This window comes from Streptomyces sp. NRRL WC-3742, assembly GCF_000720635.1.
In the GTDB taxonomy this organism is placed as follows: Bacteria; Actinomycetota; Actinomycetes; order Streptomycetales; family Streptomycetaceae; genus Kitasatospora.
The window spans coordinates 56,517-82,153 of sequence record NZ_JOCF01000029.1; the positions used below are offsets into that span (position 1 = coordinate 56,517).

The 25,637-nt window shown below is 71.9% G+C and carries 21 protein-coding genes and 1 riboswitch; of the genes, 13 read left to right on the top strand and 8 right to left on the bottom strand.

What is annotated here, in order from left to right; genetic code table 11:
• Window positions 1–51: 51 nt before the first annotated feature.
• From IH61_RS0117635 to IH61_RS0117665, 7 genes are all read left to right on the top strand, one after another.
• A complete protein-coding gene (locus IH61_RS0117635; RefSeq protein WP_051837302.1) occupies window positions 52–3,054 on the top strand; it encodes an ATP-binding protein in 3,003 nt (1,000 codons plus the stop codon).
• A gap of 172 nt (window positions 3,055–3,226) precedes the next feature.
• Entirely contained in the window at window positions 3,227–4,345 is a 1,119-nt protein-coding gene (locus IH61_RS0117640) for an aldose epimerase family protein (RefSeq protein WP_078911185.1), read from the top strand.
• A 330-nt stretch (window positions 4,346–4,675) separates the two neighbouring features.
• On the top strand, window positions 4,676–5,953 hold the full coding sequence (locus IH61_RS0117645) for an extracellular solute-binding protein (RefSeq protein WP_031070754.1): 1,278 nt from the start codon (window positions 4,676–4,678) through the stop codon (window positions 5,951–5,953).
• A 79-nt stretch (window positions 5,954–6,032) separates the two neighbouring features.
• Window positions 6,033–7,034 (top strand): carbohydrate ABC transporter permease, encoded by a 1,002-nt coding sequence (locus tag IH61_RS0117650; RefSeq protein WP_031070756.1) that lies wholly within the window; start codon window positions 6,033–6,035, stop codon window positions 7,032–7,034.
• A gap of 61 nt (window positions 7,035–7,095) precedes the next feature.
• The gene (locus tag IH61_RS0117655) at window positions 7,096–8,001 is read left to right on the top strand and encodes a sugar ABC transporter permease (protein ID WP_031070758.1); all 906 of its coding nucleotides are present in this window, start codon (window positions 7,096–7,098) and stop codon (window positions 7,999–8,001) included.
• Window positions 8,002–8,108: 107 nt separating this feature from the next.
• A complete protein-coding gene (locus IH61_RS0117660) occupies window positions 8,109–9,809 on the top strand; it encodes a glycoside hydrolase family 13 protein (protein WP_031070760.1) in 1,701 nt (566 codons plus the stop codon).
• Window positions 9,810–9,834: 25 nt separating this feature from the next.
• Window positions 9,835–10,854, top strand: coding sequence for a LacI family DNA-binding transcriptional regulator (locus IH61_RS0117665; RefSeq protein WP_031070762.1), 1,020 nt, complete (start codon window positions 9,835–9,837; stop codon window positions 10,852–10,854).
• Window positions 10,855–10,948: 94 nt separating this feature from the next.
• Here IH61_RS0117665 and IH61_RS0117670 read toward each other — a convergent pair whose 3' ends face one another.
• From IH61_RS0117670 to IH61_RS0117685, 3 genes are all read right to left on the bottom strand, one after another.
• Window positions 10,949–11,155, bottom strand: a complete 207-nt coding sequence (locus tag IH61_RS0117670) for a hypothetical protein (RefSeq protein WP_031070764.1) — start codon at window positions 11,153–11,155, stop codon at window positions 10,949–10,951.
• Window positions 11,156–11,323: 168 nt separating this feature from the next.
• Entirely contained in the window at window positions 11,324–12,604 is a 1,281-nt protein-coding gene (locus IH61_RS49960) for a transglycosylase family protein (protein WP_063763217.1), read from the bottom strand.
• Window positions 12,605–12,611: 7 nt separating this feature from the next.
• A riboswitch (cyclic di-AMP (ydaO/yuaA leader) is annotated at window positions 12,612–12,777 on the bottom strand.
• A gap of 500 nt (window positions 12,778–13,277) precedes the next feature.
• Entirely contained in the window at window positions 13,278–14,210 is a 933-nt protein-coding gene (locus IH61_RS0117685; RefSeq protein WP_234327223.1) for a hypothetical protein, read from the bottom strand.
• Between the two features lie 569 nt (window positions 14,211–14,779).
• On the opposite strand from IH61_RS0117685, the gene IH61_RS0117690 reads away from it, so the two are divergent.
• Window positions 14,780–15,043 (top strand): DUF397 domain-containing protein, encoded by a 264-nt coding sequence (locus tag IH61_RS0117690; RefSeq protein WP_031070771.1) that lies wholly within the window; start codon window positions 14,780–14,782, stop codon window positions 15,041–15,043.
• A 334-nt stretch (window positions 15,044–15,377) separates the two neighbouring features.
• Here the strand turns inward: IH61_RS0117690 and IH61_RS0117695 are convergent, their stop codons facing one another.
• On the bottom strand, window positions 15,378–15,899 hold the full coding sequence (locus IH61_RS0117695) for an ATP-binding protein (RefSeq protein ID WP_037972959.1): 522 nt from the start codon (window positions 15,897–15,899) through the stop codon (window positions 15,378–15,380).
• A gap of 421 nt (window positions 15,900–16,320) precedes the next feature.
• Between IH61_RS0117695 and IH61_RS0117700 the strand changes: the two genes are divergently transcribed.
• Window positions 16,321–17,187: a helix-turn-helix domain-containing protein gene (locus IH61_RS0117700; protein WP_031070776.1), complete on the top strand. Its 867-nt coding sequence runs from the start codon at window positions 16,321–16,323 to the stop codon at window positions 17,185–17,187.
• Between the two features lie 41 nt (window positions 17,188–17,228).
• On the opposite strand, the gene IH61_RS0117705 is transcribed toward IH61_RS0117700, so the two are convergent.
• Both IH61_RS0117705 and IH61_RS0117710 read right to left on the bottom strand, forming a co-directional pair.
• A complete protein-coding gene (locus tag IH61_RS0117705; protein ID WP_234327224.1) occupies window positions 17,229–17,834 on the bottom strand; it encodes a TetR/AcrR family transcriptional regulator in 606 nt (201 codons plus the stop codon).
• A gap of 281 nt (window positions 17,835–18,115) precedes the next feature.
• On the bottom strand, window positions 18,116–19,648 hold the full coding sequence (locus IH61_RS0117710; RefSeq protein ID WP_031070779.1) for an MFS transporter: 1,533 nt from the start codon (window positions 19,646–19,648) through the stop codon (window positions 18,116–18,118).
• 87 nt (window positions 19,649–19,735) lie between these two features.
• Here IH61_RS0117710 and IH61_RS0117715 point away from each other — a divergent pair, with 87 nt between their 5' ends.
• Window positions 19,736–20,176 (top strand): MarR family transcriptional regulator, encoded by a 441-nt coding sequence (locus IH61_RS0117715; protein WP_234327225.1) that lies wholly within the window; start codon window positions 19,736–19,738, stop codon window positions 20,174–20,176.
• Window positions 20,177–20,215: 39 nt separating this feature from the next.
• Here the strand turns inward: IH61_RS0117715 and IH61_RS0117720 are convergent, their stop codons facing one another.
• Window positions 20,216–21,163, bottom strand: a complete 948-nt coding sequence (locus IH61_RS0117720; RefSeq protein WP_031070784.1) for a M56 family metallopeptidase — start codon at window positions 21,161–21,163, stop codon at window positions 20,216–20,218.
• A 205-nt stretch (window positions 21,164–21,368) separates the two neighbouring features.
• Entirely contained in the window at window positions 21,369–21,920 is a 552-nt protein-coding gene (locus IH61_RS0117725; RefSeq protein WP_031070786.1) for a DUF5134 domain-containing protein, read from the bottom strand.
• 336 nt (window positions 21,921–22,256) lie between these two features.
• Between IH61_RS0117725 and IH61_RS0117730 the strand changes: the two genes are divergently transcribed.
• The 3 genes from IH61_RS0117730 to IH61_RS0117740 are packed head-to-tail and all read left to right on the top strand — an operon-like array spanning window position 22,257 to window position 25,485.
• Complete coding sequence (locus IH61_RS0117730; protein WP_031070789.1) at window positions 22,257–23,657, top strand: DUF6421 family protein; 1,401 nt, start codon at window positions 22,257–22,259, stop codon at window positions 23,655–23,657.
• Entirely contained in the window at window positions 23,654–24,412 is a 759-nt protein-coding gene (locus tag IH61_RS0117735) for an SDR family NAD(P)-dependent oxidoreductase (RefSeq protein WP_031070790.1), read from the top strand. The genes IH61_RS0117730 and IH61_RS0117735 overlap by 4 nt, the downstream gene beginning before the upstream one ends.
• Window positions 24,409–25,485, top strand: a complete 1,077-nt coding sequence (locus IH61_RS0117740) for a threonine aldolase family protein (RefSeq protein ID WP_031070792.1) — start codon at window positions 24,409–24,411, stop codon at window positions 25,483–25,485. The genes IH61_RS0117735 and IH61_RS0117740 overlap by 4 nt, the downstream gene beginning before the upstream one ends.
• Window positions 25,486–25,637 lie beyond the last annotated feature (152 nt).

A 25,637-nucleotide genomic window follows, 5' to 3' on the forward strand; every position in this document is an offset into this window, starting at 1 on the left:
CACGAGCAGTGATGGAACTGTGAGGCGAACGGGCGAGGCGGAGGCGCGACGGTGACCGAGCAGGACAACGAACTCCGGACGGGGACCGCTCCCGGCCAAGGGGGCGACGCCACCGCGCCACGCGTCAGGCTCCGCGACCGCGACTCCGAACTGCGCTCCGTGGACGCCGCCGTGGACCGGCTCTGCCGTGAATTCGCCGCCGGCGGCACCGAGATCGGCGACCTGCTCGCCTTCACCGGACGCCCCGGCATCGGCAAGACCAGCCTGCTGCACGAGGTCCGACGCATCGCCAGGCTCCACGAGGGCGCCACCGTGCTGTTCGCCCGCGGCGGCGAGCGCCAGTTCAAGGAGCCCTACCACGTCCTGCGCCAGCTCCTCCAGCCCGTCCTGACCACCCTCGCGGACGACGAGTTCCGCCAGGTCATGGGCACCTGGGAGGAGGTCGTCGGACCGGCCATGGGCCTCAAGCAGCCCAAGGCCGGCGCCCGCCGCCTCGACCCCCAGGGCGTGCGCGACGGCCTCGACTACGTCATCACCCAGCTCGCCCCGCGCCGCGCCCCCATGGTGATGATCGTCGACGACCTGCACTGGGCCGACGCCGAATCCCTCGCCTGGCTCACCAAGTTCGCCGTCCGCTCCGGCGAACTGCCCGTCCTGCTCGTCTTCGCCTTCCGCGAGGACGAGAACGACTGGCCCGGCGAGACCCAGCAGCTGCGCCGCGAGGTCACGGGCCTGCGCGGGCGCAAGCACGAGCTCAACCGCCTCAACCTCGGCTCCGTCACCGACATGATCCGCTCCGAACTCGGCGACAAGGCCGAGGACGCCTTCTGCTACGAGTTCTGGAACGTCGTCAACGGCAACCCCTACGAGGTCGTCGCCCTCCTCGACCAGGTCCGCGACCAGGACCTCGAACCCGTCGAGGAGAACTCCCGCCAACTGCGCGAACTCGCCGTCGACGCCACCGGGATGACCCTCAAGTCCTGGCTCGACCGCCTCGGCGCCGCCACCCTGCGCTTCGCCTGGGCCTGCGCCATGCTCGGCACCGACGTGCGCGTCGACCTCGCCACCCGCATCTCCACCCTCAGCACCGAGGGCGCCCGCGAGGCCATCAAGCAGCTGCGCAAACAGCGCGTCCTCATCCAGAGCCCCAACGGCACCCTGGAGTTCGTCCACCCGCTGATCGCCAGCTCCATCTACAACACCATGCCCGACGCCACCCGCCTGGGCATGCACGGCATCGCCGCCGCCGAGATCGAGAACGCCGGACTCGGCCTGCTCGCCGCCTCCCGCCACCTCGTCGAGACCCACTCCGGCGAGGGCGACGACCGCATCGTCAAGAAACTGCGCCGCGCCGCCGTCGAACACCAGCTCATCGGCGCCCCCGAGGCCGCCCAGCGCTGCCTGCACCGCGCCCTCAACGAGCCGCCCGCCGACGAGATCAAGGCCGAGGTGCTGTACGAGCTCGGCTGCTCCGCCCTGCTCACCGACCCCGTCGCCACCGTCAACCAGCTCAAGCTCGCCCTCGACCCCGACGAGGGCCCGCTGCGCCCCGAACTGCGCGTCGACGCCACCTTCCGCCTCTCCGAGGTGCTCGCCCACAGCGGCGAACTCGGCCAGGCCGCCCTGGTCTGCCAGCAGGAGGCCGAGGTCACCCGCGACCCGGCCGGGCGCCAGCGGCTGCTGGCCGCCTCCTTCATGTGGCACGCCTTCCGCAAGTCCGAGACCGACGGCCCCGGCCGCTCCCAGCGCCTGGAGCAGATGTGCCGCGGACTGAGGGGCCGGGACGCCTCCGACCGGGCCGTCCTCGCGATGCGCGCCTGGGACCTCACCCTGCGCGGCGAACCCTCCGTCGACGCGCTCGCCCTCGCCGACGAGGTCCTCGACGGCGGCCGCCTGCCCAAGGGCCTCGGCTGGACCGACACCGCCTGGGGCTTCGAACTGCCCGCCATGCTCGGCCTCACCTACATCTACAACGACCGCATCGCCCAGGCCGAACGGCTGGCCGCCGACGCCATCATCCAGTTCGAGATCGCCGGCTGGAGCGGCGCCCACCGCGGCTTCGCCTACTTCCTCATGGGCCTGGCCCGCTTCCGCCGGGGCCTGCTCGCCGAGGCCGAGGACTTCCTGCGCCGCGCGCTGCGCATCTCCAACCGGATCGGCGAGCGCCTGCCACTGGCCTGGGACGCCGTCGGCGTCCTGGTGGACACCCTCATCGCCCGCGGCCGGATCGCCGAGGCGTCGGAGCTGGCGGAAGGCTTCGGCTTCCACCCGCCCTACCACGACACCGCGATGGTCCTGCCCGACGCCGCCTCGCTGTACGGCAAGCTGCTCGTCGCCAAGGAGCGCTACGCGGGCGCGGCCGCCGCCCTCACCGAGGCGGGCGGCCAGCTGGAGGTACGCGGCTGGCGCAACACCGTCTGGGCGCCCTGGGCCGGGCACCTCGCCGTCGCGATCGCCGACGACGAGCCCGAGCGCGCCCGCACGTACGCCCAGAAGGCCGTCGCGGACGCCCGTAAGTTCGGCACCGCCTCGGCGATCGGCACCGCGCTGCGGCTGCACGCCGCCATCGAGGACGGCCAGACGGCCGTCGACCTGCTGGAGAAGGCGGTGGGCCACCTCGGGCAGTCCCCGGCCGGCTACGAGCACGCCGTCGCGCTGGTCGACCTCGGCGCCGCGCTGCGCCGCGTCGGCCGCCTGGAGGACGCCCAGGAGTACCTGTACCAGGGCATCGAGCTGGCCCAGCACTGCTCGGCGGAGGGCCTCGTCGACCGGGCCCGGCGCGAGCTGGCCAACTACGGCCTGCGGCCCAACCGGCTCGGGCCGCGCGACCTCGGCGAGACCCTGGAGACGCTCAGCAACCCGGAGTGGGAGGTCGCCAAGCTGGTGGTGCAGGGCGTGCCGCCGCAGCGGATCGCCGACGAGCTGGGCGTCTCCCTGAGCCTGGTCAACCGCCGCCTCGCCGCCGTCTACCGCAAGGCGGGCAGCGGGCCGGACGGCCTCGCCTCGGCACTGGGCCTGCCCCAGCAGCACCGCCGCGAGGACGGGCAGGGCTGACGCCGCCTACGCGGGAGGACGGGCAGGGCTGACGCCCCCCACACGCGAGGGCGGATGGTGGTGACCGGGCGGCGCGCGAGTGCACGGAAGCGCCCCCGCGACCGCCGCGATCGCTAGGCTGCCGCAGGGACGGGGCGCGACGCGTCCGTCGAGGAACGAGGAGGAGCAGGCCATGGCCACCAGCGCCACCAGCGTGCGGCACGAACCCCTGACCCCCTCGGGCGCGGGCGCCGCGATCGAACGCTGGACGCTCACCGCCGGCCCGTACGAGGCGAGCGTGCTCACCCTCGGCGCCACCCTGCACACCCTCACCGCCCCGGACCGCTCCGGCGACAGCGCCCAACTGCTCCTCTCCACCGACGAGCTGGCGAAGATCCTCGGCCCCGCCCGGCACTACGGCACGATCGTGGGCCGCTACGCCAACCGGATCGACCGCAGCTCCGTCACCATCGACGGCGAGGAGCACCCGCTCGCCCCCACCGGCGGCGGCGTCACGATCCACGGCGGCCCGGACGGCTTCGCCAACCGGATCTGGCGCGCCGAGCCCGTCGACGGCGGGGTGCGGCTGCGGCTGCACAGCCCCGACGGCGACCAGGGCTTCCCCGGCGCGATGGACGTCACCGTCACCTACACCCTGAGCGCCCTGAGTGCCCCGGGCACACCGGGCACACCGGACGCACCGGACGCCCCGGGAGCCGGGGCCGAACTGGCCATCGACTACCACGCCGTGACCAGCAGGCCCACCGTGGTCAACCTCACCAACCACGCCTACGTCAACCTCGCCGGCGAGGGCCGCGGCGACGTCCTCGGCCACCTGCTCACCCTGGACGCCGACGCCTACACCCCCGTCGACGAGCGGCAGATCCCCTACGGGCGGATCGAGCCCGTGGCCGGCACGCCCTTCGACTTCACCACCGCCACCCCGATCGGCAAGTCCGTGCACGAGGACCACCCGCAGCTGGCCGGGCCCGGCGGCTACGACCACAACTGGGTGCTGCGCCCCCGCCCGGCCGACGGAAGCCCGGCGCGGGCCGCCCTGCTGGAGGACCCGGCCAGTGGCCGCACCCTGGAGGTGCTGACCACCGAGCCGGGCGTGCAGGTGTACACGGCGAACACCTTCCAGGGCGCCGTCACGGGCGCGAGCGGCACCGCGTACGGGCCGTTCGCCGGGATCGCGCTGGAGACCCAGCACTTCCCGGACTCCCCGCACCACCCGGAGTTCCCCTCCACCGTGCTGCGGCCGGGGGAGGAGTTCCGCTCGAGGACCGTGCTGCGGCTGGGCGTCAACTAGACCGTGTCTTTCGGCTGACGCCGGGCGGGCGCCCTTGCAGGGCTTGCAGCCACGCAGGGTGGCACGGCCGGGCCCGAGGAGCCGGGGGAAATCGGACGAACCGGGGCGCTTCGCCCTGCCGTCAACTACCGTGCGGCAACGTCCAGGACACGCGGCTGTAACGATCCCCGTTTCTTGCAGAAACTTGCTGCAAGGACTTTCCGTCGATCTTTCGCCGCTGTTAACTTCCTTCCCGAGCCCGACGACAGCTTCGGTGCGGTCGGACGAGGCAGCCCATTATGCGCCTGCCTCCGAACCATCTCGGGCACCCCCACCCTCCAAGGAGTTCTCATGCGGCGTGGCATCGCGGCCTCTGCCCTCGTTGTGGCCCTCGCGGTCTCGATGGCTGCCTGTGGCAGCAGCGGCTCCAGCTCCGACGGCAAGGCCGACGGGCCGGTCACCCTCACGTACTGGGACACCTCGAACGCCACCAACGAGGCGCCGAACTACAAGGAACTGGTCAAGAAGTTCGAAGCGGCCAACCCGAACGTCAAGGTCGACTTCGTCAACGTCCCCTTCGACCAGGCCCAGAACAAGCTCCAGACCGCCATGGGGGCCAAGGGCGCTCCGGACGTGTTCCGCTCCGAGGTCGGCTGGACCGCCGCCTTCGCCAAGGCCGGCTTCCTCGAGCCGCTCGACGGCACCCCGGCGGCCGCCGACACCGCCGCCTTCCAGCCCAGCCTCGTCCAGCAGGCCAAGTACCAGGGCAAGCTCTACGGCGTCCCGCTGGTCACCGACACCCTCGGCCTGATGTACAACAAGGACCTCTTCGCCAAGGCCGGCATCACCGAGGCGCCCAAGACCTGGGACGAGCTCAAGACCGACGCCGCCGCCGTCAAGGAGAAGGCCGGCGTCGACGGCTTCTGGATGAAGGCCGCGGACGGCTACTACGCGATGCCGTTCCTGTTCGGCGAGGGCACCGACACCGTCGACGCCCCCGGCAAGAAGATCACCGTCACCTCGCCCGAGGCCGTCAAGGCCGTCGAGACGTACAAGACGATGTTCACCGCGCCCGGCACCGCCAAGGCCGACGTCACCACCGACGCCTACGCCCACATGATGGACGCCTTCAACAGCGGCAAGGTCGCCGCGATCATCCAGGGCCCCTGGGAGATCACCAACGTCTACAAGGGCTCCGCCTTCGCCGACAAGAAGAACCTCGGCATCGCCGCCGTCCCCGGCGGCTCCGCCGGCAAGTCCGGCGCCCCCACCGGCGGCCACAACATCTCCGTCTACGCCGGCGCCGACAAGGCCCACAAGGCCGCCGCCGAGAAGTTCGCCGCCTTCATGACCTCCGCGGAGAGCCAGGCGTTCATCGCGCAGAAGAACTCCACCCTGCCGACCCGCTCCGACGCCTTCACCGCCGAGGTCAAGGCCGACCCGGGCATCGCCGGCTTCCAGGCCATCCTCCCCAGCGCCAAGCCGCGCCCCGAACTGCCCGAGTACAGCTCGCTGTTCTCCTCCCTCGGTGACAACCTCGGCAAGGCCACCCAGGGCACCGGCACCCAGGACGCCCTGAACACCGTCGCCACCGACTACGCCAAGCTCCTGCCGGGCTTCGCCAAGTAGTCCCCCGAGCCCGGTCCGCCACCACCACGGCGGGCCGGGCCCTTCGGCAACCCCGAGAACTCCCCGAGAAGGTGTGAAGATGTCAGTCGCCGTGCAGGGCGCCGCCGGCAAGGGCAGCCGGGACCGCGAGCAGCGCCCCGGCCCGTGGGAACGCCTCAAGCGCTCCTACGCCAAGAACTGGTACGCCTACGCGATGACCGCCCCGGTCGTCCTGGTGCTCGGCGTCCTGGTGCTCTACCCCCTCGGCGAGGGCCTCTGGCTCACCCTCACCGACGCCAACAGCCTCAACATCGCCCGCACCATCGGCGTCAACGAGATCCCGGCCAGCTACGAGTACGTCGGCTTCCACAACTACGCCGACATCCTCTGGGGCCCCGGCTCCTACGACCGCTTCTGGTCCCACTTCGTGTGGACCATCGCCTGGACGGCGATCTGCGTCCTCCTCCACTACACCCTCGGCCTCGGCCTCGCCCTGCTGCTCAACAAGAAGCTGCGCGGCCGCTCCGTCTACCGGCTGCTGCTCATCCTGCCCTGGGCCGTGCCCACCTTCGTCACCGTCTTCTCCTGGCGCCTGATGCTCGCCGACGGAGGCGTCGTCAACGGCCTGCTCGGCGCCCTGCACCTGCCCGAGCCCGGCTGGCTCACCGACCCGTGGGCGCAGAAGGCCGCCGCCATCCTGGTCAACACCTGGGCCGGCGTGCCGTTCATGATGATCTCCCTGCTCGGCGGCCTGCAGTCGATCCCCGCCGAGCTGTACGAGGCCGCCGAGATGGACGGCGCCACGCCCTGGCAGCGCTTCCGCCACGTCACCCTGCCCGGCCTGCGCTCCGTCTCCTCCACCGTCGTCCTGCTCGGCGTGATCTGGACGTTCAACCAGTTCAACGTCATCTTCCTGCTGTTCGGCTCCGGCGCCCCCGACGCCCAGCTGCTCGTCACCTGGGCCTACCGCCTCGGCTTCGGCCAGATCCCCCGGGACTACGCGCAGTCCGCCGCGTACGGCGTGATCCTGCTGTCCATCCTGATCGTCTTCACCGCCTTCTACCGGCGCTGGCTCGCCCGCAACGAACAGGCCAACGGCTGAGCCGCCGGACCGAGTCGACCACACGAAGGCACACGAAGGCAGACGAAGGCAGGTAACGCCCATGACCACCACCACCGAACTCCCCGCCCCCGCACCGGCGAAGGCCCCGGCCACCCGGCCCGCCGGGCACCGCCGGCGCGGCGAGAGCAGCCCCCTGGCCCGCGCCCTCTCCCACGGCGTCCTGATCACCGCCGGACTGATCGCGCTCTTCCCGGTGGCGTGGATCCTGTTCGTCTCCCTCGGCCCGGACAAGAACGACTACCTCCACCCGGGCAAGATCCTCGACAAGATCACCTTCGCCAACTACCAGCACGTGCTGTTCGACACCGACTTCTTCACCTGGTTCGGCAACGCCCTGCTGGTCTCCGGCGTCACCACCGTCTTCGGCGTCCTGCTCGCCGCCACCACCGGCTACGCCGTCTCCCGGATGAAGTTCCCCGGACACCGGCCCCTGATGTGGTCGCTGCTGCTCACCCAGATGTTCCCCATCGCCGTGCTCATCGTGCCGATGTACACGATGCTCTCCTCGCTCGGCCTGCTGGACAGCTACCTGGGCCTGATCCTGGTCTACTCGACCACCACCGTGCCCTACTGCGCCTGGCTGCTGAAGGGCTACTTCGACACCATCCCGGTGGAGATCGACGAGGCCGGCCGCGTCGACGGACTCACCCCCTTCGGCACCTTCTGGCGCCTGGTGCTGCCCCTGGCCCGCCCGGGCCTGGCGGTCGCCGCGTTCTACTCCTTCCTCACCTACTGGGCCGAGGTGCCCTTCGCCTCCACCTTCATGCTCAGCTCCGACAAGTACACGCTGGCCGTGGGCCTGCAGACCTTCGTCAGCGAGCACGACGCCCAGTGGAACCTGATGGCCGCGACCGCCGTGCTGATCGCCATCCCCTCCGCCGCCTTCTTCTACCTGGTGCAGCGCCACCTCGTCACCGGCCTGACCGCCGGCGCCGCCAAGTCGTGACGCACCGAGTCGTGACGCAGCAAGTCGTTACGCACCGAGCCGTTACGCACCGAGTCGCGACGAACCCGCACGCCCAGCACTCCTCCGATCCCCGAGGGATACCGTCCATGACCCAGAACCTGGCCGACACCTCCCGGCCCGCCGCCGACGCGACCGCTCACGAGGCGAACGCCGGCGCGCCCAGAGGCTGGTGGCGGGACGCGGTCATCTACCAGGTGTACCCGCGCAGCTTCGCCGACTCCAACGGCGACGGCATGGGCGACCTGCCCGGCGTCCGCAGCCGCCTGCCCTACCTGCGCGACCTCGGCGTGGACGCCGTCTGGCTCTCGCCGTTCTACGCCTCCCCGCAGGCGGACGCCGGCTACGACGTCGCCGACTACCGCGCCGTCGACCCGATGTTCGGCACCCTCCTCGACGCCGACGCCCTCATCCGCGACGCCCACGCCCTGGGCCTGCGCATCATCGTCGACCTCGTCCCCAACCACTCCTCCGACCAGCACGAGTGGTTCCAGCGCGCCCTGCGCGAGGGCCCCGGCTCCCCGCTGCGCGAGCGCTACCACTTCCGCCCCGGCAAGGGCGAGAACGGCGAACTGCCGCCCAACGACTGGGAGTCCATCTTCGGCGGCCCCGCCTGGACCCGCACCGAGAACCCGGACGGCACCCCCGGCGACTGGTACCTGCACCTGTTCGCCCCCGAGCAGCCCGACTTCGACTGGGACAACCGCGCCGTCGCCGACGAGTTCCGCTCCATCCTGCGCTTCTGGCTCGACATGGGCGTGGACGGCTTCCGCATCGACGTCGCCCACGGCCTCGTCAAGGCCCCCGGCCTGCCCGACCTCGGCGGCGCCGACCAGCTCAAGCTGCTCGGCAACGAGGTCATGCCCTTCTTCGACCAGGACGGCGTCCACGAGATCTACCGCAGCTGGCGCCAGATCCTCGACGAGTACCCCGGCGAGCGCATCGGCGTCGCCGAAGCCTGGACCCCGACCGTCCAGCGCACCGCCAACTACGTGCGCCACGACGAACTCCACCAGGCGTTCAACTTCCAGTACCTGGGCACCGACTGGGACGCCGCCGCACTGCGCGAGGTCATCGACCTCTCCCTCGACTCCATGCGCCCCGTCGACGCCCCCACCACCTGGGTGCTCTCCAACCACGACGTCACCCGCCACGCCACCCGCTTCGCCAACGAGCCGGGCCTGGGCACCCAGATCCGCACCCCCGGCGACCGCGCCCTCGGCCTGCGCCGCGCCCGCGCCGCCACCCTGCTGATGCTCGCCCTGCCCGGCTCCGCCTACGTCTACCAGGGCGAGGAACTCGGCCTGCCCGACGTCACCGACCTGCCCGACGAGGTCCGCCAGGACCCGTCCTTCTTCCGCCAGGCCGGCCAGGACGGCTACCGCGACGGCTGCCGCGTCCCCATCCCCTGGTCCGGCACCGAGGCCCCGTACGGCTTCGGCCCCGCCGCCGGCGGCCCCTCCTGGCTGCCCCAGCCCGCCGAGTGGGCCCACCTCAGCGTCGAGGCCCAGACCGGCGACCCGACCTCCACCCTGGAGCTCTACCGCAGCGCCCTCGCCCTGCGCCGCTCCCGGCCCGAACTCGGCGCCGGCACCGAGGTCGAGTGGCTGGACGCCCCCGAGGGCGTGCTCGCCTTCCGCCGGGGCACCTTCGTCTGCACCGTCAACACCACCGGGCAGCCCGTGCGCCTGCCCGCCCCCGGCGACCTGCTGCTCGGCTCCACCGACCTGGCGGTCGACGGCGGCGAGACGGTCCTCGCACCGGACAGCACCGGCTGGTGGGCGGTCTGACGTGGGTGCAATAGGCTCTGGGCCCGTGACTACGGCGCGACTCTCAGACATCGCGGCGCAGGCGGGGGTCAGCGAAGCCACCGTCTCCCGCGTACTCAACGGCAAGGCGAACGTCTCGGCCGCCACCCGGCAGACCGTGCTGGCGGCCCTCGACGTGCTCGGCTACGAGCGGCCGACCCGGCTGCGCCAGCGCAGCGCCGGACTCGTCGGACTGATCACGCCCGAGCTGAGCAACCCGATCTTCCCCGCCCTGGCGCAGGTGATCGAGCAGGCGCTCGGCCGCCACGGCTTCACCCCGGTGCTCTGCACCCAGACGCCGGGCGGCTCCACCGAGGACGAACTGGTGGAGATGCTCGTCGACCGGGGAGTGGCGGGCATCGTCTTCGTCTCCGGCCTGCACGCCGACAGCACCGCCGACCACGACCGCTACGCCCGCCTCGCCGGGCGCGGCGTCCCGTTCGTGCTGATCAACGGCTTCAGCGAGCGGATCGACGCGCCGTTCATCTCGCCCGACGACCGGGCCGCGATGTGGATGGCCGTCCAGCACCTGGCCGAACTCGGCCACGAGCGCATCGGGTTGGCGATAGGCCAGCAGCGGTACGTGCCCGTGCTGCGCAAGATCGAGGGCTTCACCGCCGCGATGCGCGAGGTGCTGGGGCTGAGCGCCGAGGAGGCCGCGGGGCTCGTCCACCACACGCTGTTCAGCGTGGAGGGCGGGCACGCGGCGGCCGGAGCGCTGCTGGACAAGGGCTGCACGGCGATCGTCTGCGGCAGCGACATGATGGCGCTCGGGGCGATCCGGGCGGTGCGCCAGCGCGGCCTCTCGGTGCCGCAGGACGTCTCGGTGGTCGGCTTCGACGACTCGCCGCTGATCGCCTTCACCGACCCGCCGCTGACCACGATCCGCCAGCCGGTCGAGGCGATGGCCACGGCGGCGGTGGACGCGCTGCTGGAGGAGGTCGGCGGGAACTCCGCCCAGCGTGGGGAGTTCGTCTTCCAGCCGGAGCTGGTGATGCGCGGCTCCACGGGGGCGCGCACCCGCTGAGCCCCCGGCAGGGGAAGGCCCACAGGACGGCGTACGGGAGGGCCCCGGAGAGCGGTTGCTCTCCGGGGCCCTCCCGCCGTGTGTTCAGCCCTGCTCAGCCCTCCTGGGCGGTGGGGCGGTCCCGGTCGACCGTGAGCCGGTGGCCGTCCGCGCCCTCGCCGGTACGGGTCTCGGTGCGGCGGCCTCGGGCCAGGTAGTCGCGAAGGACGAGTTCGACGGCGTCCTGAGGGTTCTTGGTACCGGCGAGCATCATCACGTCGATCGCGAGATTGGCGTCGAGCGTGACGGTGACCTGGGCCATGGTGACTCCTCCTCGGGTGCAGAGCAGCAGCATGCCCGTTGGCCCGGGGTTTGACCATGCGAATGCCGAAGCCCCCGGGGAGAGCGACCGCACTCTCCCCGGGGGGCTCTTCAGCGCTTCACCGCGCGGTGCGCGGCCGCCGTGCGCCCGCCGTGCGCCCGCTGTTCGTCAGACGCGGCCGGCGAAGTCCGGCGCCCAGTTGGCGACGGTCTGCACGCGCACGCCCGAGGACGGGTTGGCGGCCTCGACGTACTTGCCGCCGCCGATGTAGATGGCGACGTGGTAGACGCCCGAGTCCTGGCCGTTGTTGGACCAGAACAGCAGGTCGCCCGGCTGCAGGCTGTCCAGCGAGACGTGGGTGCTCGCGGCGGCCTGGTCGGCGGCGACGCGCGGGACGGAGATGCCCGCGGCGCGCAGCGCGGCCTGGGTCAGGCCGGAGCAGTCCCAGCCGCCGTTGCCGGTGCCGCCGTAGACGTACGCCTGGCCGACCTTCGACTGGGCGAAGGAGACGGCGGCGGCCATGCTGCCGGTGGCGGCCTGGGTCTGCGGGGCCTGCGGGGCCTGCTGGGCGGGGGCGGCCGGCTTGGAAGCCTGCTGCTGGGCGGCGGGCTTGGCGTTCACGGCACCGCCGTTCGAGGAACCGCCGTTCGAGGAGCCGGACTTCTGCGAGCGGTCGAACCAGGAGAAGTCCGAGCCGGACTGGGCGGCGGTGCCGGCCTCGTCGAAGTTGAGCTTCTGGCCCGGGTAGATGGTGTCCGGGCCCTCGGTGAGGGTGGAGCGGTTGAGCTCGTACAGGTGCTGCCAGCCGCCGTGCACGTTGTGCTTGTCCGCGATGGCGGACAGCCAGTCGCCGTCGACCACGGTGTAGTCGCCCTGGGCGGCCTGCGGGGTCTGCTGGGCCTGCGCGGCGGGGGCCTGCGGCTGGGCCTTCTTCTGGGCCCAGGCGCCCTTGCCGCCCTGGGCCGGGGCCTGGGTCTGCGCCTGGGCCTGGTCCTGCGCGGGGGCGGCCGGGGTGGCGGGCTTCGCGGCGGGCGTGGCGGGCTTGGCGGCCGAGGTGTCGACGGCCGGGGCGCCGCCGCCCTTGGTCAGGCCGGCCTGGACGGAGCAGACGGGCCAGGCGCCGGGGCCCTGCGAGGCGAGGACCTTCTCGGCAATGGCGATCTGCTGGTCCTTGGTGGCCTGGTTGGCCTGCGGGGCGTACGAGGTACCGCCGAAGGCGGCCCAGGTGCTGGAGGTGAACTGCAGGCCGCCGTAGAAGCCGTTGCCGGTGTTGATGCTCCAGTCGCCGCTGCTCTCGCACTGCGCGACCTTGTCCCAGGTGGCGACGGAGGCTGCGGAGGCGGTGGTGGTGGTGAGGCAGGGGATCGTGAGGCCGACGCCCGCGACGCCGAGGGCGGCGATCACGCGACGGGTGCGGCTGGACAGGCGGGTGCCGTTGGTGGGCAGCATGAAGACGCGGTCCTCTCCTACGCCTGCGAGGTGAGCTGTCGGATTCGGGCTGGAGTTGCCCGGCCGCGCGCTGCGCGGCTTCACCCCTAGCCCCTGGCCGTTCCGGAGAACGGCCGAGGGCGACTTACCTGGTTCCCCCGCTCCTGCCGTGGTGCGTTTCGCGCTGCCAGGACATCCGACGGCAGGACTCGGCGTCGCGGATGAACTGGGTCCGTGTGGTTACGAACGGGGAGCACGTTAAGCAGACCGAACTTCAATCCGCAAATAGCTGTGATGCGCATCACGGGGAATCGGAAATTGCCGAATGGGTGCATTTCAAGATCGGAAATGATCGTTTATCGGCAAGGTGGCGTCGAATTCCCGGAACTGGCTCCGCCTCAGGTCGGGAGTGACGGAGTGTCGGAGCGCGGCGGGGGAGCGCCCTTCGCGCCGGGGGAGCGTCCACGATGCGGGCGCCGGATCATTTCCCGTATTCATCGACAAAAGAGACCAGAACGGACATCACGCCCTCCGGCCGCCTTCATCCGCCGTCATCCGTCCTCATCCGACTTCGACTGTCCTCGGCTGTCTTCGGTCGACTTCGGTGGTCTTCACCGGCGCCGGAAATGCGGAAGGGGGTCCGGAACGGCTTTCGGCCGTTCCGGACCCCCTTCGAGGGGCTTGTCGCGGACTCTCAGCCCTCCACGGGCGCCTGGGCGGCCGCGTGGGCGCCACGGGAGCCCTGGGAGGGCTCCGCGGCCGCCTCGGCCTCGGCCAGGGCCTCCGGGGAGGGCGCGGGCAGCGCGGCCAGGTAGGTGGAGGCGATCAGCTGCCCCACGCTCGGGTACGCGCCCAGCGGGGCCGCCGACGGGCAGCCGGTCTCCTCGGCGGCAGCGGCGAGCAGCTCGGAGTCCGCCTCCGGGCCGATCACCAGCGGGGCCAGCGCCGGGCGCTGGGAGCCGGTCTCCTTCAGGTGCTCGACGGCGCCGGCCACCGAGCCGGGCACGTCCAGCGCGGCCGCGACGACCGGCACGGCCAGGCGCGCGGCGAGCAGCACACCGGTGATGCCCGCGGCGGCCGCCGCCTCCTCGCCGCCGACGACGGTCAGCACGACCCCGTCCGCGGCGGTGGCGATGGCGAACAGCCGCGCCCGGTCGGCCCGGGCCAGCCCGGCCTCGGACAGCCGCACGTGCACGGCCTCGGCCAGCAGCGGGTGCGGGCCGAGCGCGTCGGTCACGCTCGCGCCGTACTCGGCGGCGACGGCGTGCAGGTCGGTCAGGAATCCGTGCGCGCCCGGCACCAGCGGCACCACGACGGGCGTGGGCAGGCCCGCCTCGGCGGCCGAGGCCAGCAGCTCGGCGACGGTGTGCTCGCCCTCGGCCTGGGTGCCCTCGCCGGGGAGGTAGCCGACGGCCGTCTGGACGCCGTTCTGCTCGCTGCGCACGATCGAGAGGAGTTCCTCGACGACGGAGCGGGAATCGGGCCCTGCGGTCGCGGGCACGGCCAGCACCAGGGCCGGGCTGCCGGTGGGGATCTCGGGGCGCTCGGGACGGCGGTGGCGCCCCCGCGCACGGGAGCCTGGAGTACGGACGGGCAGTGGCGCGCCCGGGATGGCTGCGGTGCTCATGCCGGAGATCGTAGGACATCGCCCCGTCAGGCCCGCAGTCGGCTGCCGTACGCGCCACCTGGGAGCTCGTAGGCCGGCCCGCGCGCCCGCCTCGACCGCTCAGGGAGGAACGCCTCCAAAACGGACGAATCGCCACGGGTCCCGCGACCGGGGCCATAGACGTCTGACGCGGCCGCAGGGGTCGGGCGTTGCACCTGGGGCGAGTGATGTGTTTCACAGCCCGGATGTGTGGACGAACGGGTCTGACACAGGGTCACGGTGGTGCGACTCGGGGCGTCCGAAGATCAACATTCAGCGGAGGGATGCTCACGGTCGGTGGCCGGGCCGCCCCCGATTCAATCGCGTATGTCCGTTTACGCACCGTCAGGGGAAGGGTCCGTGAAGAGTTCGCGGCTGCCGGTGAAAGGGCTTGTGCACCTGCAATGTCCCGTGCTGATGCACGTGCACTGCGGCTATCATCACGTCAAGTGAGGCGTTGTGCCGGGCCGGTACGGGGCCGGTCCGTTCGTTCGGCGGGTGCCGGGAGCGCCGCGCTGGACGACAACTCCGGATCTCTTCGGGAGATTTCTATGCACGACTCGCAGAACAAGCACGGCTCCTACGGCCCCTACAACGGGATGGCCGCCACCGAACTCCAGGGGGTGGTCTGGCAGAAGAGCCTGCACAGCAACTCCCAGGGCAACTGCGTCGAGTTCGCGGCCCTGCCCGGCGGCGAGGTCGCGATGCGCAACTCGCGCTTCCCGGAGGGGCCGGCGCTCATCTACACCCGGGCCGAGATCGAGGCCCTGCTGCTGGGGGCCAAGGACGGGGAGTTCGACCACCTGGCGGTCTGACGGCCGCTGCTGCCCGATCATCTGGGGGCCGTCGTGGGTGCTGACACCACGACGGCCTTTGTCTTGTCCGGAACCCCGTCCGGAACTCGTTACGGGGTCCTCGCCCGGGCGCCTCGCGCCGCGCCGAAGGGCGGCGGGCCAAGCCGGGGCGGTGCGTGCGGACCGTTCCGCGCACGCGGGTCGAGCACGACGTACAGGTGGAGCAGTGCGTACGGGTCGATCGGGGCGTTCGGGCAGGGAGTCCCAGGGCGCCCGGGGTGTGGTCCTCCCGGGGCCTCGCCACGACCGTCCGCACCTCGGACGGCTGCGCGTCCGGCGGTGCCGCGGTGTCGGCCTAGGCCGAACGGCGGTGTCGTCCACCGAGTTCGGAGCCGCTCGCTGGCTCCGCCTCGAACATGGCCCAGACCACCTTGCCGCTGCCCAGGGGGTGCCAGCCCCAGGAGCGGCTGAACGACTCGACCAGGTGCAGCCCGCGGCCGGACTCCGCGACGAAGTCCGCCTCCCGGGCCACCGGGCCGACGTTGCTCGGGTCGCTGACCGCGCACACCACCTGCGGGGCGCGGTGGACCAGGCTTATTCGGATCGGCAACCGCCCCTCGGGCGTCGGTTGTATGGGAAAGTCGACCTCGCCCAGGGCACCGCCCGCAGGGTCGGGCCGTGCGCCGATCGCATGCCGAAGCGCGTTGGTGACCAGCTCCGAGGCGACCAGCGCGACATCGTCGAACAGTTCCGTCAGATCCCAGCGGTCGAGAGCGGTTCTGACGAAGTCGCGCGCGGTTCTGACAGCTTCGTAGCGAGGTGCGAGCGTACAGGTGACCACAAGGGGGTCAACCGCCAAAGCCGTACCGGTGCTCATGAAGAGCTCCTCCCATAAGGGGGCGGACACGGCTGGACCCGCCGGGGTCATGCCGGTCACCTCCGACTCGCTCGGCCGCTCGGCCGCCCCCTCGACGCCCAGGCGCGCGCGCACTCGAACGCCCGCCGGCGCGGGGGACGCCGTCGGCCGGGTGCACGGAGTCGCGCGTGGGGTCGACGCGGAGCCCGCGGGATTGCCAGGGATGTGCAGGTGCACGTGCACCATGGTGGTGTGCGCTCACTGCAGATGCAAGAGTCGATTCACGTGCAGTCGCACTATTGGCATATGCAAGCGCCGTTTGCACGTGCATCCTGGTGCGGATAGTACGGAACTGATAGGAACATCCGTCAGTATCGGCACCGTGAGCGCTCAACTGATGGCAGACTGTGCGCTGTTTGCCCTACGTGGAGGTTTGGACCGCATGACCACAGTTCAGCCGGGCGGCGGCTCGATGGTCCGCCGAATCCTCCTCGGCTCGCAGCTGCGCCGCCTCCGGGAGGCGCGCGGCATCACCCGCGAGGACGCGGGCTACGCGATCAGGGCCTCGGAGTCCAAGATCAGCCGCATGGAGCTCGGCCGCGTCAGCTTCAAGGAGCGCGACGTCGCCGACCTGCTCAGCCTCTACGGCGTCGAGGACGGCCTGGAGCGCGAGGCCCTGCTCGGACTCGTCCGCGAGGCCAACAAGTCCGGTTGGTGGCACAGCTTCAACGACGTCCTGCCGGGCTGGTTCCAGACGTACGTCGGCCTGGAGGAGGCCGCCCAGCTGATCCGCACCTACGAGGTGCAGTTCATTCCCGGACTGCTGCAGTCCGAGGAGTACGCACGGGCGGTTTTCGGCCAGAGTCGGCCCGTCATCTCCGACGAGGAGATCGAACGGCGCGTGAGCCTGCGGCTGCGCCGTCAGAAGCTGCTGACCGAGGGCACCAGCCCGCGGCTGTGGGCCGTGATCGACGAGGCGGCGCTGCGCCGGCCGGTCGGCGGGCCCAAGGTGATGCGCGGTCAGGTCCAGTACCTGATCGACGTCGCCGAGCAGGCCAACGTGGTCATCCAGGTCATGCCGTTCCGCTTCGGCGCGCACGCGGGCGAGTCCGGGGCGTTCAGCATCCTGCGCTTCCCCGAACAGGACCTGGCCGACGTGGTCTACCTGGAGCAGCTGACCAGCGCGCTCTACCTCGACAAGCGCGACGACGTCGACGCGTACGTCCAGGTCATGGAGCGGCTCTGCGTGGACAGCCTCACGCCCGAGCGCACGATAGACCTGCTGGCCTCGATCCTGAAGGAGCGCTGAGCCCCCTCGGGCTCACCGACCTCGCAGCCGCCCACCCGCCGTCAGCCGCGGGCCGGCGGCCGTTCGCGTTCCGGGGGCTGGGCCTGCGGCGGCACGCCCAGCTCCCAGGGGAGGTCGTAGCGGCGGAAGAGGTCCGCCCGGATCGGCGCCAGGGAGAGCTCGGCCCCGGGCAGCAGTACCCCGATGCAGCCGCCCATCAACGCGCTGCGCAGCACCGCGTGTTCGGCGATCGGGTCTGGCGCGCCCCATTCGAGCAGCAGGCCCTGGAGGATCGCGCCGAGGCGCTGCTGCTCCGGGTCCTGGACGAAGGCGCCGGTGTCCGGGTCGAGGATCAGCGCGAGGTGGGAGCGCATCACCCGGGGATGCTCCAGGGCGAGCGTGAGCACGGCGTCGATCGCGCGGGCCAGGCGGGCCTCCGGCGAGGAACAGGGCGGGAGTTCGGCCAGTGACGAGGCCAGGGCCTGGTGCATCAGCCGGTGCGTGGCGGACTGCATGAGCAGCCGTTTGCCGTCGAAGTAGTACGAGAGCAACCCGCGTGCGAGTCCGGCCCGTTCGGCGATGTCGGTCAGCGTGGTGCCCGCGTAACCGCGCTGGTCAACGAGTTCGACGGTGGCCCGCATGATGCGCCGCCGCGAGCGCTGCCGCATCTCCTCATTGACCGAATCCCCGCGAGGTGCCATCGTGTCAGCTCCGAACGTTCGTTGGCTCCGGGCCAATATACTGGCGGAGCCGGCGGGCGGACCGCGGAAGCGCTCCCGGGCGGTCGGCCGCACGAAGACTGCCGGCTCCACCAACACGGGGGTTTGGTGGAGCCGGCGCCCGTGGGCGTGTCCTTCGGATCACGCCGGGCGGGCTGATCCGAAAGACACGCCCTTGCTCGTTCACGCCCCACCCGTCGACCGGGGGTCGGTCAACGGGCGTTCGCCGCTCAGGAGTTGGAGAGGACCTCGGTCCGCGCCGCGGAGAGGGCCGGGGCCTGGTCGGCCTCGATCGAGGGCTCATCATAGTGGCGCTCCGGCGCGGCCCCGCCACCGCGGCGGCGGTCCACCAGGGCGCCCAGGGTCGCGATGACCAGACCGAGCAGCGCGACCGCCGTCACGAGCACCAGCGCCGGGCGGTAGCCGTCCAGTTGGGCCTGCGGGCTGTCGCCGCCCGCGCTGCCGGCGGTGATCATCGCGGTGGCGCCGGCCAGGACGACGGCGGTGCCCACCTGCAGTGCGGTGTTGACCAGGCCGGAGGCCAGCCCCTGCTCCTCGTCGGCCACGCCGTTGGTGGCGGCGATGTTCACCGAGGGGAAGGCCAGCGCGAAGCCCACGCCGAGCAGCAGCATCGACGGCAGCACCAGCACCGGGTAGGAGCTGTGTGCGTCCAGCCGCAGGAACAGTGCGAAGGCGACGGTCAGCGAGAGCAGGCCGACCGGCAGCAGCCGGCTCGGGCCGAACCGGTCGATGACCGGGCCCATGAACGGGGCGGAGAGTGCGATCAGCGCGCCGGCCGGCAGCAGTCCGAGCGCCATCTGCAGGGCGGACCAGCCGAGCAGGTGCTGCAGGTAGAGGGTGACGACGAACTGGAAGCCGCCGTAGGCGCCCGCCATCGCGAAGGTGACGATGTTGGCGCGGGCGACCGCGCCGTTGCGGAAGATGCCGAGCCGCACGAGCGGGTGGGCGGCGCGGCTCTCCGTGATCAGGAAGGCCGTGATCAGGACGGCGACCGCGGCGAGCGAGCCGAGGGTGCGCGCGCTCAGCCAGCCGGCGCCCTGCGCCTCGGTGACGGTGAAGACCAGCAGCAGCACGGCCGCGGTGCCGGTGATCGCGCCGAGCACGTCGTAGCCGCCGTTCCGGCGCTCCTCGACGGGGCGGGGGAGCAGCCGGACGGCGAACACCAGGGCCAGCAGCGCGACGGGGACGGGCATCAGGAAGGTCCAGCGCCAGCCGACCGAGGTGAGCAGACCGCTGAGCACCAGGCCGAGCGAGAAGCCGGAGGCGGCGCAGGTGGTGTAGATGGACAGCGCGCGGTTGCGGGCGGGGCCCTCGGCGAAGGTCGTGGTGATGATCGACAGGCCGGCCGGGGCGGTGAAGGCGGCGCTGACGCCCTTGAGGAAGCGGGCGCCGATCAGCAGGGCGCCGTCGTCGACCAGGCCGCCGATCAGGGAGGCGGCGGCGAAGGCGCCGAGTGCGACGAGGAAGACGCGTCGGCGGCCGAGGAGGTCGGCCGCGCGGCCGCCGAGCAGGAGCAGGCCCCCGTAGCCGAGCACGTAGCCGGAGACCACCCACTGGAGGGTCGAGGTGGACAGGTGCAGTTCGGAGCCGATGGACGGCAGGGCGACGCCGACCATGGAGACGTCCAGGGCGTCCAGGAACATGGCGGCGCAGAGCACGATCAGGGTGCCCCAGAGGCGGGGTGTCCAGCTCTGCACGCTGGTTGACGAGGCGTCGGGAGACGTGACGGTCGCGGTGGTCATGGGGAGGACAGTACATGCACGTGCATCAAATGCAAATGAATTAGATGTGAACGCATAAGATTCATGTGCATGTGCTATCGTGGCGGGGTGGCTGAACTCGACGTTGCTGGACTCGACTCCCCGGCTCAGGCCGCCCTCGTCGCGCAGTGGCGCGACCTGCTCGCCCGCCATGCCGCCACCTCCTGCGCGCTCGACCGCGAACTGGGGGAGAAGTACGGGCTCGGCATGAGCGAGTTCGAGGTACTGGAACGCCTGGTGGAGGCGTGCGGCGAGAACGGCCCGAACCTACGGGTCAGCGACCTCGCCCCCACCGTCCACCTCAGCCAGAGCGCGCTCTCCCGGCTGATCGCCCGGCTGGAGAAGCACGGGCTCGTCACCCGCTCGATGTGCGAACTCGACCGGCGGGGCGTCGTGATCACCCTCACCGAGAGCGGACGCCAACGCTACGAGCTGGCCCGGCCGCTGCACCGCGAGGTACTCGGACGCACCCTCGCCGAGGCACCGGCGCCCAAGGGCTGCTCCGGCTGACGGTCCGCCGGCTTCCCGGCCCCCGGCTTCCGACGTTCGTCAGAGCAGAGAGCCGAGCCCCGGCGCGACCGCCAGCAGGACGGCGGCCGCCGGGGCGCACAGCGCCACCACGGTCAGCCGCAGCCGGTGCGGGACGGTCAGCCGCGGACGGCCGGCGAGCAGCCGGTCCACCCGCTTCGGCGACTGCGCCAGCCCCGGCGGACAGGACCCGAACACCCCGCGGTCCAGGTTCAGTTCGGCCAGCGCCAGCGCGGTGGTGTGTCGGCCGTGACGCCGCGCGGCCCGGTCGTCGGCCGCCAGCTCCACCAGCTCCTCCACCTGGTCCCGGAACTCCCGGAACACCCCGACACCGGGAAAGCCCGAGGCGAGCGCCCGGGCGAACTGCTGCAGCCAGTGGTGCCGCGCCCGCACGTGCCCGCGCTCATGGCTGAGCACCGCCGCCAGCTCCCGGTCGGTCAGCTGCCGCATGGCACCCGTGGTGACCACCAGCCGGGAGTCCGGCCCCGGCAGCGACCACGCCTCCGGCCGTACGCTCTCCAGCACCACCAGTCGCTCCCGGCGGCCGCGGGCGGCCTCGATCGACTCCGGCAACTCCGGCGCCCGACTCTCCAGTTGGGCATGCCTTCGGGCCCGCGTCGCCTTCGCCGCCCGGACCTCCCGGGTGAGCGCCAGCACCGTCTGCAGCGCACCCGCCGCCAGCACCGCGGCCGACAGCCGGCCCCACCCCTCGGAGTCCTGCAACCCGTACGCGGCCTCCACCCCGTGCGGCGCCCCCGTGAACACCAGGGCGCGCAGCTCGGGCATCGCGGCGGAGGCGGCCAGCAGCAGACCCAGCGCACAGCACAGCAGCACCGCCACCACCAGGCACTGCCACACCAGCAGCGCCAGCACCGGTTCACGCTCCACCCAACGCGCCCGGGCCAGCAGCCGGGGCACGGCGGTCGAGAGCAGCAGTCCGAGCAGCAGCAGGCCGATCAGGGCAGTCATGGCAGGGGCTCCCCGAGTACGCACGGAACGCGACAGCGCGCTCCCCGCCAACCTATGCGTCGGCGACGCCCGGTGGAACGGCTTTCGACGCCCCAGTGACCAACGCCACGCACCACAACGGCCGTTGGCGTACCCACCTCCAGCCGGCCCGGACCCGCTGCCCGGCGGCGGCACCCGGAGCCCGGCGGCCCCTCACACGGTCAGCTCACACGGTCAGCAGCATCGCGAACATGCCGATCCCCATCGTCAGCCGGCACGCCTGCGGCAGCCCCGCCGTGCCCACGGCGAGCGACCCGGAGGGCGTGCGCAGCAGGCGGGTGCCGGTGCGCAGGGAGTAGGCGCCGAAGTAGAGCAGCAGCAGTCCCGTCAGCACCGGCGTGCCGAGGGAGGCGGCCGCGTGGTGGTGGCCGCCGGGGGAGGCCGCCATCGCGAGCGCCGTGTACGTCATCGCGAGCGCCCCCACCGCGTGGTGCAGCCGATGGGCGCGACCCGCCGGGGCGTGGAGGGCGGCGAGCAGGAACGCGACGGCCGGCAGGCCGAAGATCCAGGCCCACACGGCGGCCGGCACGGTCGCACCCGCGAGGGCCATCGCGGCCATGCCGAGCCCCATCAGCGCCTCGGCCGCATCCGACTCCCGGGCCAGGCGCCCGGGCGCGACGACCGGACAGGGCGAGCGCCGCAGCCGGGCGAGGCAGTGCGTCCCGGCGGCGGCGGTGAGGAGGGCGAGGAGCCAGTTGACCAGGACAGGTCCGTGCAACGGAAACCTCCCGGGGCGGTCGTTGCGTCCACGATCACCGCCGGGGCCTTGGCCGGGCCAGGGCGCGTACGGGGGCGCACTGTGGTGACCGCCGTGGTGAACCCCCGCCACGCACGCCCGAGCGGTCACCTCTCCTCGCTTTCCCCCGGTGGCGGCGGCCCACCGCACGCGGCATGGTCGGCGTAACGGGCCCCGCCCCGGCCCCCTCCCACAGGACGATTCACGGCCTCACGGGCGCCGCGCCGGAGCATTGTCCGTCCGACCCCTCTTGAACAGGAGAACCTTTCGTACTTATGGTGTCCTCGTCGAAATAACTCCTGTCGAAGTGAGTCCACGATGCAGAATCTTTCGCCAAGGCTCGCTACGGCGGCCGACGCCCCGGTCTCGACCCTCGCCACCCACCCGGCCTGGCTGCGCCTGAAGGAAGCCGTCGAAGCACTGCGCCCGCTGCAGTCCAAGGACGGCTCCATCGACCTGTCCACCGTCCAGCGGCACACCGTCGACCCCCTGGTCGCCACCGTGCGCGCCGCCGTCGCGGAACTGGCCCCCCTGTTCCCCCACGACGCCGCCTACCTCGCCGCCGTCGACAGCGACCTCGCGAAATGGGCCGACACCGGCTACCGGGAGCCCGACTTCCTGGACTCCCTGCTCGCCTTCCAGCCCGCCGACCAGCGCCAGGACGGGCTCGAGCACCTCGTCGTCTTCGCGATGTACACCCAGAACGGCAACCCCAACCGCAACCTGGAAGCCGTCCTGCTGCGCGTCGTCTGGCCCGACTGGCTGGCTGAGCTCGAGAGCTCGCGCTTCGACAACCCGATGTTCGTGCCGATCACCTTCACCGACTTCACGGCCGGCTACGACACCAACTCCGCCGTCCTCTTCCCCGAGACCGTCGCCGTGCGCAAGGCGCCGGAACGTTTCACCTGGGGCGGCATCTTCTGCGACCGCGAGGCCGCCCGCTTCCGCGCCGTCACCACCAGCGCCGTCCGCCAGCTCGGCCTCGACATCCCCGCCGACGCCGAGGGCCTCCTCCAGGACCAGCAGCGCGCGCAGGAGACCTTCGTCCTGTGGGACCTCGTCCACGACCGCACCCACAGCCACGGCGACCTGCCGTTCGACCCCTTCATGATCAAGCAGCGCAGCCCGTTCTGGATGTACGGCCTCGAAGAGCTCCGCTGCGACCTCACCACCTTCAAGGAGGCCGTGCAGCTGGAGACCGAGGGCAACCCCCACGCCCGCGACGTCCAGTACGCCATCCTCTTCGACCGCCTCTTCCGCTTCCCCGTCAGCGGCGACCGCGTCCGCAACTACGACGGCATGGGCGGCCAGCTCCTCTTCGCCTACCTCCACAAGCACGACGCCCTGCGCTGGCGCGACAACCGCCTCAGCATCGACTGGGAACGCGCCCCGCAGGTCACCAACGCGCTCTGCGCCGAGATCGAGACGCTCTACCGCGACGGCATCGACCGGCCCAAGCCGGCCCACTGGATCGCCGCCTACGAACTCGTCTCCCGCTACCTCACCCCGCACCCCGCCTCGAACTGGGCCAAGGGCCCCGAGGCACTGCCGCTCGACATCACCGACGGCAAGGCCCTGAACAAGGCGCTGTGCGACGCCGTGCTCCCGGACGAGTTCCCGCTGAGCATGTTCTACGAGGCCCTTTCCAAGAAGCTCGGCGGCGTCATCGCCGCCACCGCCGGTATCACCGGCACCGGAATCCAGGGAGCCGCCGCGTGACCACGTCCCCCTCCACCGAGCTGGCCGGCAAGGTCATCGCCGTCGCCGGCGCCAGCGGCCCCGCCGGGCGCGCCGTGCTGCGCCGCCTCGCCTCCGCCGGCGCCACCGTGGTCGGCGCCGACATCGACGCCCAGCGCCTGGAGTCCGCCCTCGACGCCACCCGCGTCGCCGTGCGCGGAGCGAAGGTCAGCGGCCAGGTCATCGACCTCCTCGACCCGCAGGAGGTCCACGACTGGGCCGACCACCTGGAGGCCGAGCACGGCCACGTCGACGGCGTCTTCCACCTCGTCGGCGGCTGGCGCGGCAGCAAGACCTTCTTCGACAGCCGCCTCGACGACTGGGACTTCCTGCACGACACCGTCGTGCGCACCCTCCAGCACACCTCCCTCGCCTTCCAGCCCGCACTGGTCCGCAGCGAGGCCGGCCGCTACGCGATGATCTCCGCCGCCGCCGCGCACAAGCCCACCGCCGGCGGCGCCGCCTACGCCGCCGCCAAGGCCGCCACCGAGGCGTGGACCCTCGCCATGGCCGACTCCTTCAAGAAGGAGACCACCTCCCCGGACGGCGAACCCACCGCCGCGGCTGCGATCCTGGTCATCAAGGCGCTGGTCAGCCCCGAGATGCGGGCCGAGAAGCCCGAGGCCAAGTTCGCCGGCTTCACCGACACGGCCGACCTCGCCGACCACCTCGCGGGCCTCTGGGACCGCCCCGCAGCAGAACTGAACGGACAGCACCTGTGGCTGACAGCCCGATGACCGACCCCACCCGCACGGACGCGGTACGGCGGCACGACCCCGCCGTGCGCGGCTTCGCGAGCGACAACTACTCCGGTATCCACCCGGAGATCCTCGCCGCGATAGCCCTCGCCAACGACGGCCACCAGGTCGCCTACGGCGAGGACGACTACACCGAGCACCTGCAGGACGTCTTCCGCCGCCACTTCGGCGACAAGGCCGAGGCGTACCCCGTCTTCAACGGCACCGGCGCCAACGTCGTCGCCCTGCAGTCCCTGCTCCCGCGCTGGGGCGCCGTGGTCTGCGCCGAGACCGCTCACATCAACGTGGACGAGGGCGGCGCACCCGAGAAGATGGGCGGCATCAAGCTGCTCACCGTCCCCACCCCGGACGGCAAGCTCACCCCCGAGCTCCTCGACCGGCAGGCGTGGGGCTTCGGCGACGAGCACCGCGCGCAGCCGCTCGCCGTCTCCCTCACCCAGAGCACCGAGCTGGGCACCCTCTACACCCCCGACGAGATCCGCGCGATCACCGAGCACGCCCACCAGCTGGGCATGCTCGTCCACGTCGACGGCTCCCGCCTGTCCAACGCCGCCGCCTCCCTCGGCCTGCCGATGCGCGCCTTCACCACGGACGTGGGCGTCGACGTCCTCTCCTTCGGCGGCACGAAGAACGGCCTCATGTTTGGCGAGGCCGTGGTGGTGCTCAACCCCGAGCGGGTCCGCAACATCAAGTACCTGCGCAAGACCTCGATGCAGCTCGCGTCGAAGATGCGCTTCGTCTCCGTCCAGTTCGAGGCGCTGCTCTCCGGCGACCTCTACCTGCGCAACGCAGGCCACGCCAACGCGATGGCCAGCCGGCTCGAGGCGGCCGTCCGCAAGATCGACGGCGTCGAGGTCGTGCGTCCGGCCCAGGCGAACGCGGTCTTCGCGATCCTCCCGCGCGAGGTGAGCGAGCGCCTGCAGAAGCGTTACCGCTTCTACTTCTGGAACGAGCACACCGGCGAGGTGCGCTGGGTCTGCTCCTTCGACACCACGGAGGCCGACATCGACGCCTTCGCGGCGGCGATCGCCGAGGAGATGGGCCGCGTCTGACCGTCCGACTGACGGCCCGTGAGCCATGGATCGCCCCCGTCCGGATACCCGGGCGGGGGCGATTTGCATGTGGCGGGCCCGTCCCCGTACAGTTCCGGAGTCGCCGCGGGAGACCGGGGCAACAAGGCGGAAAGTGAATCCGATGAATGAAA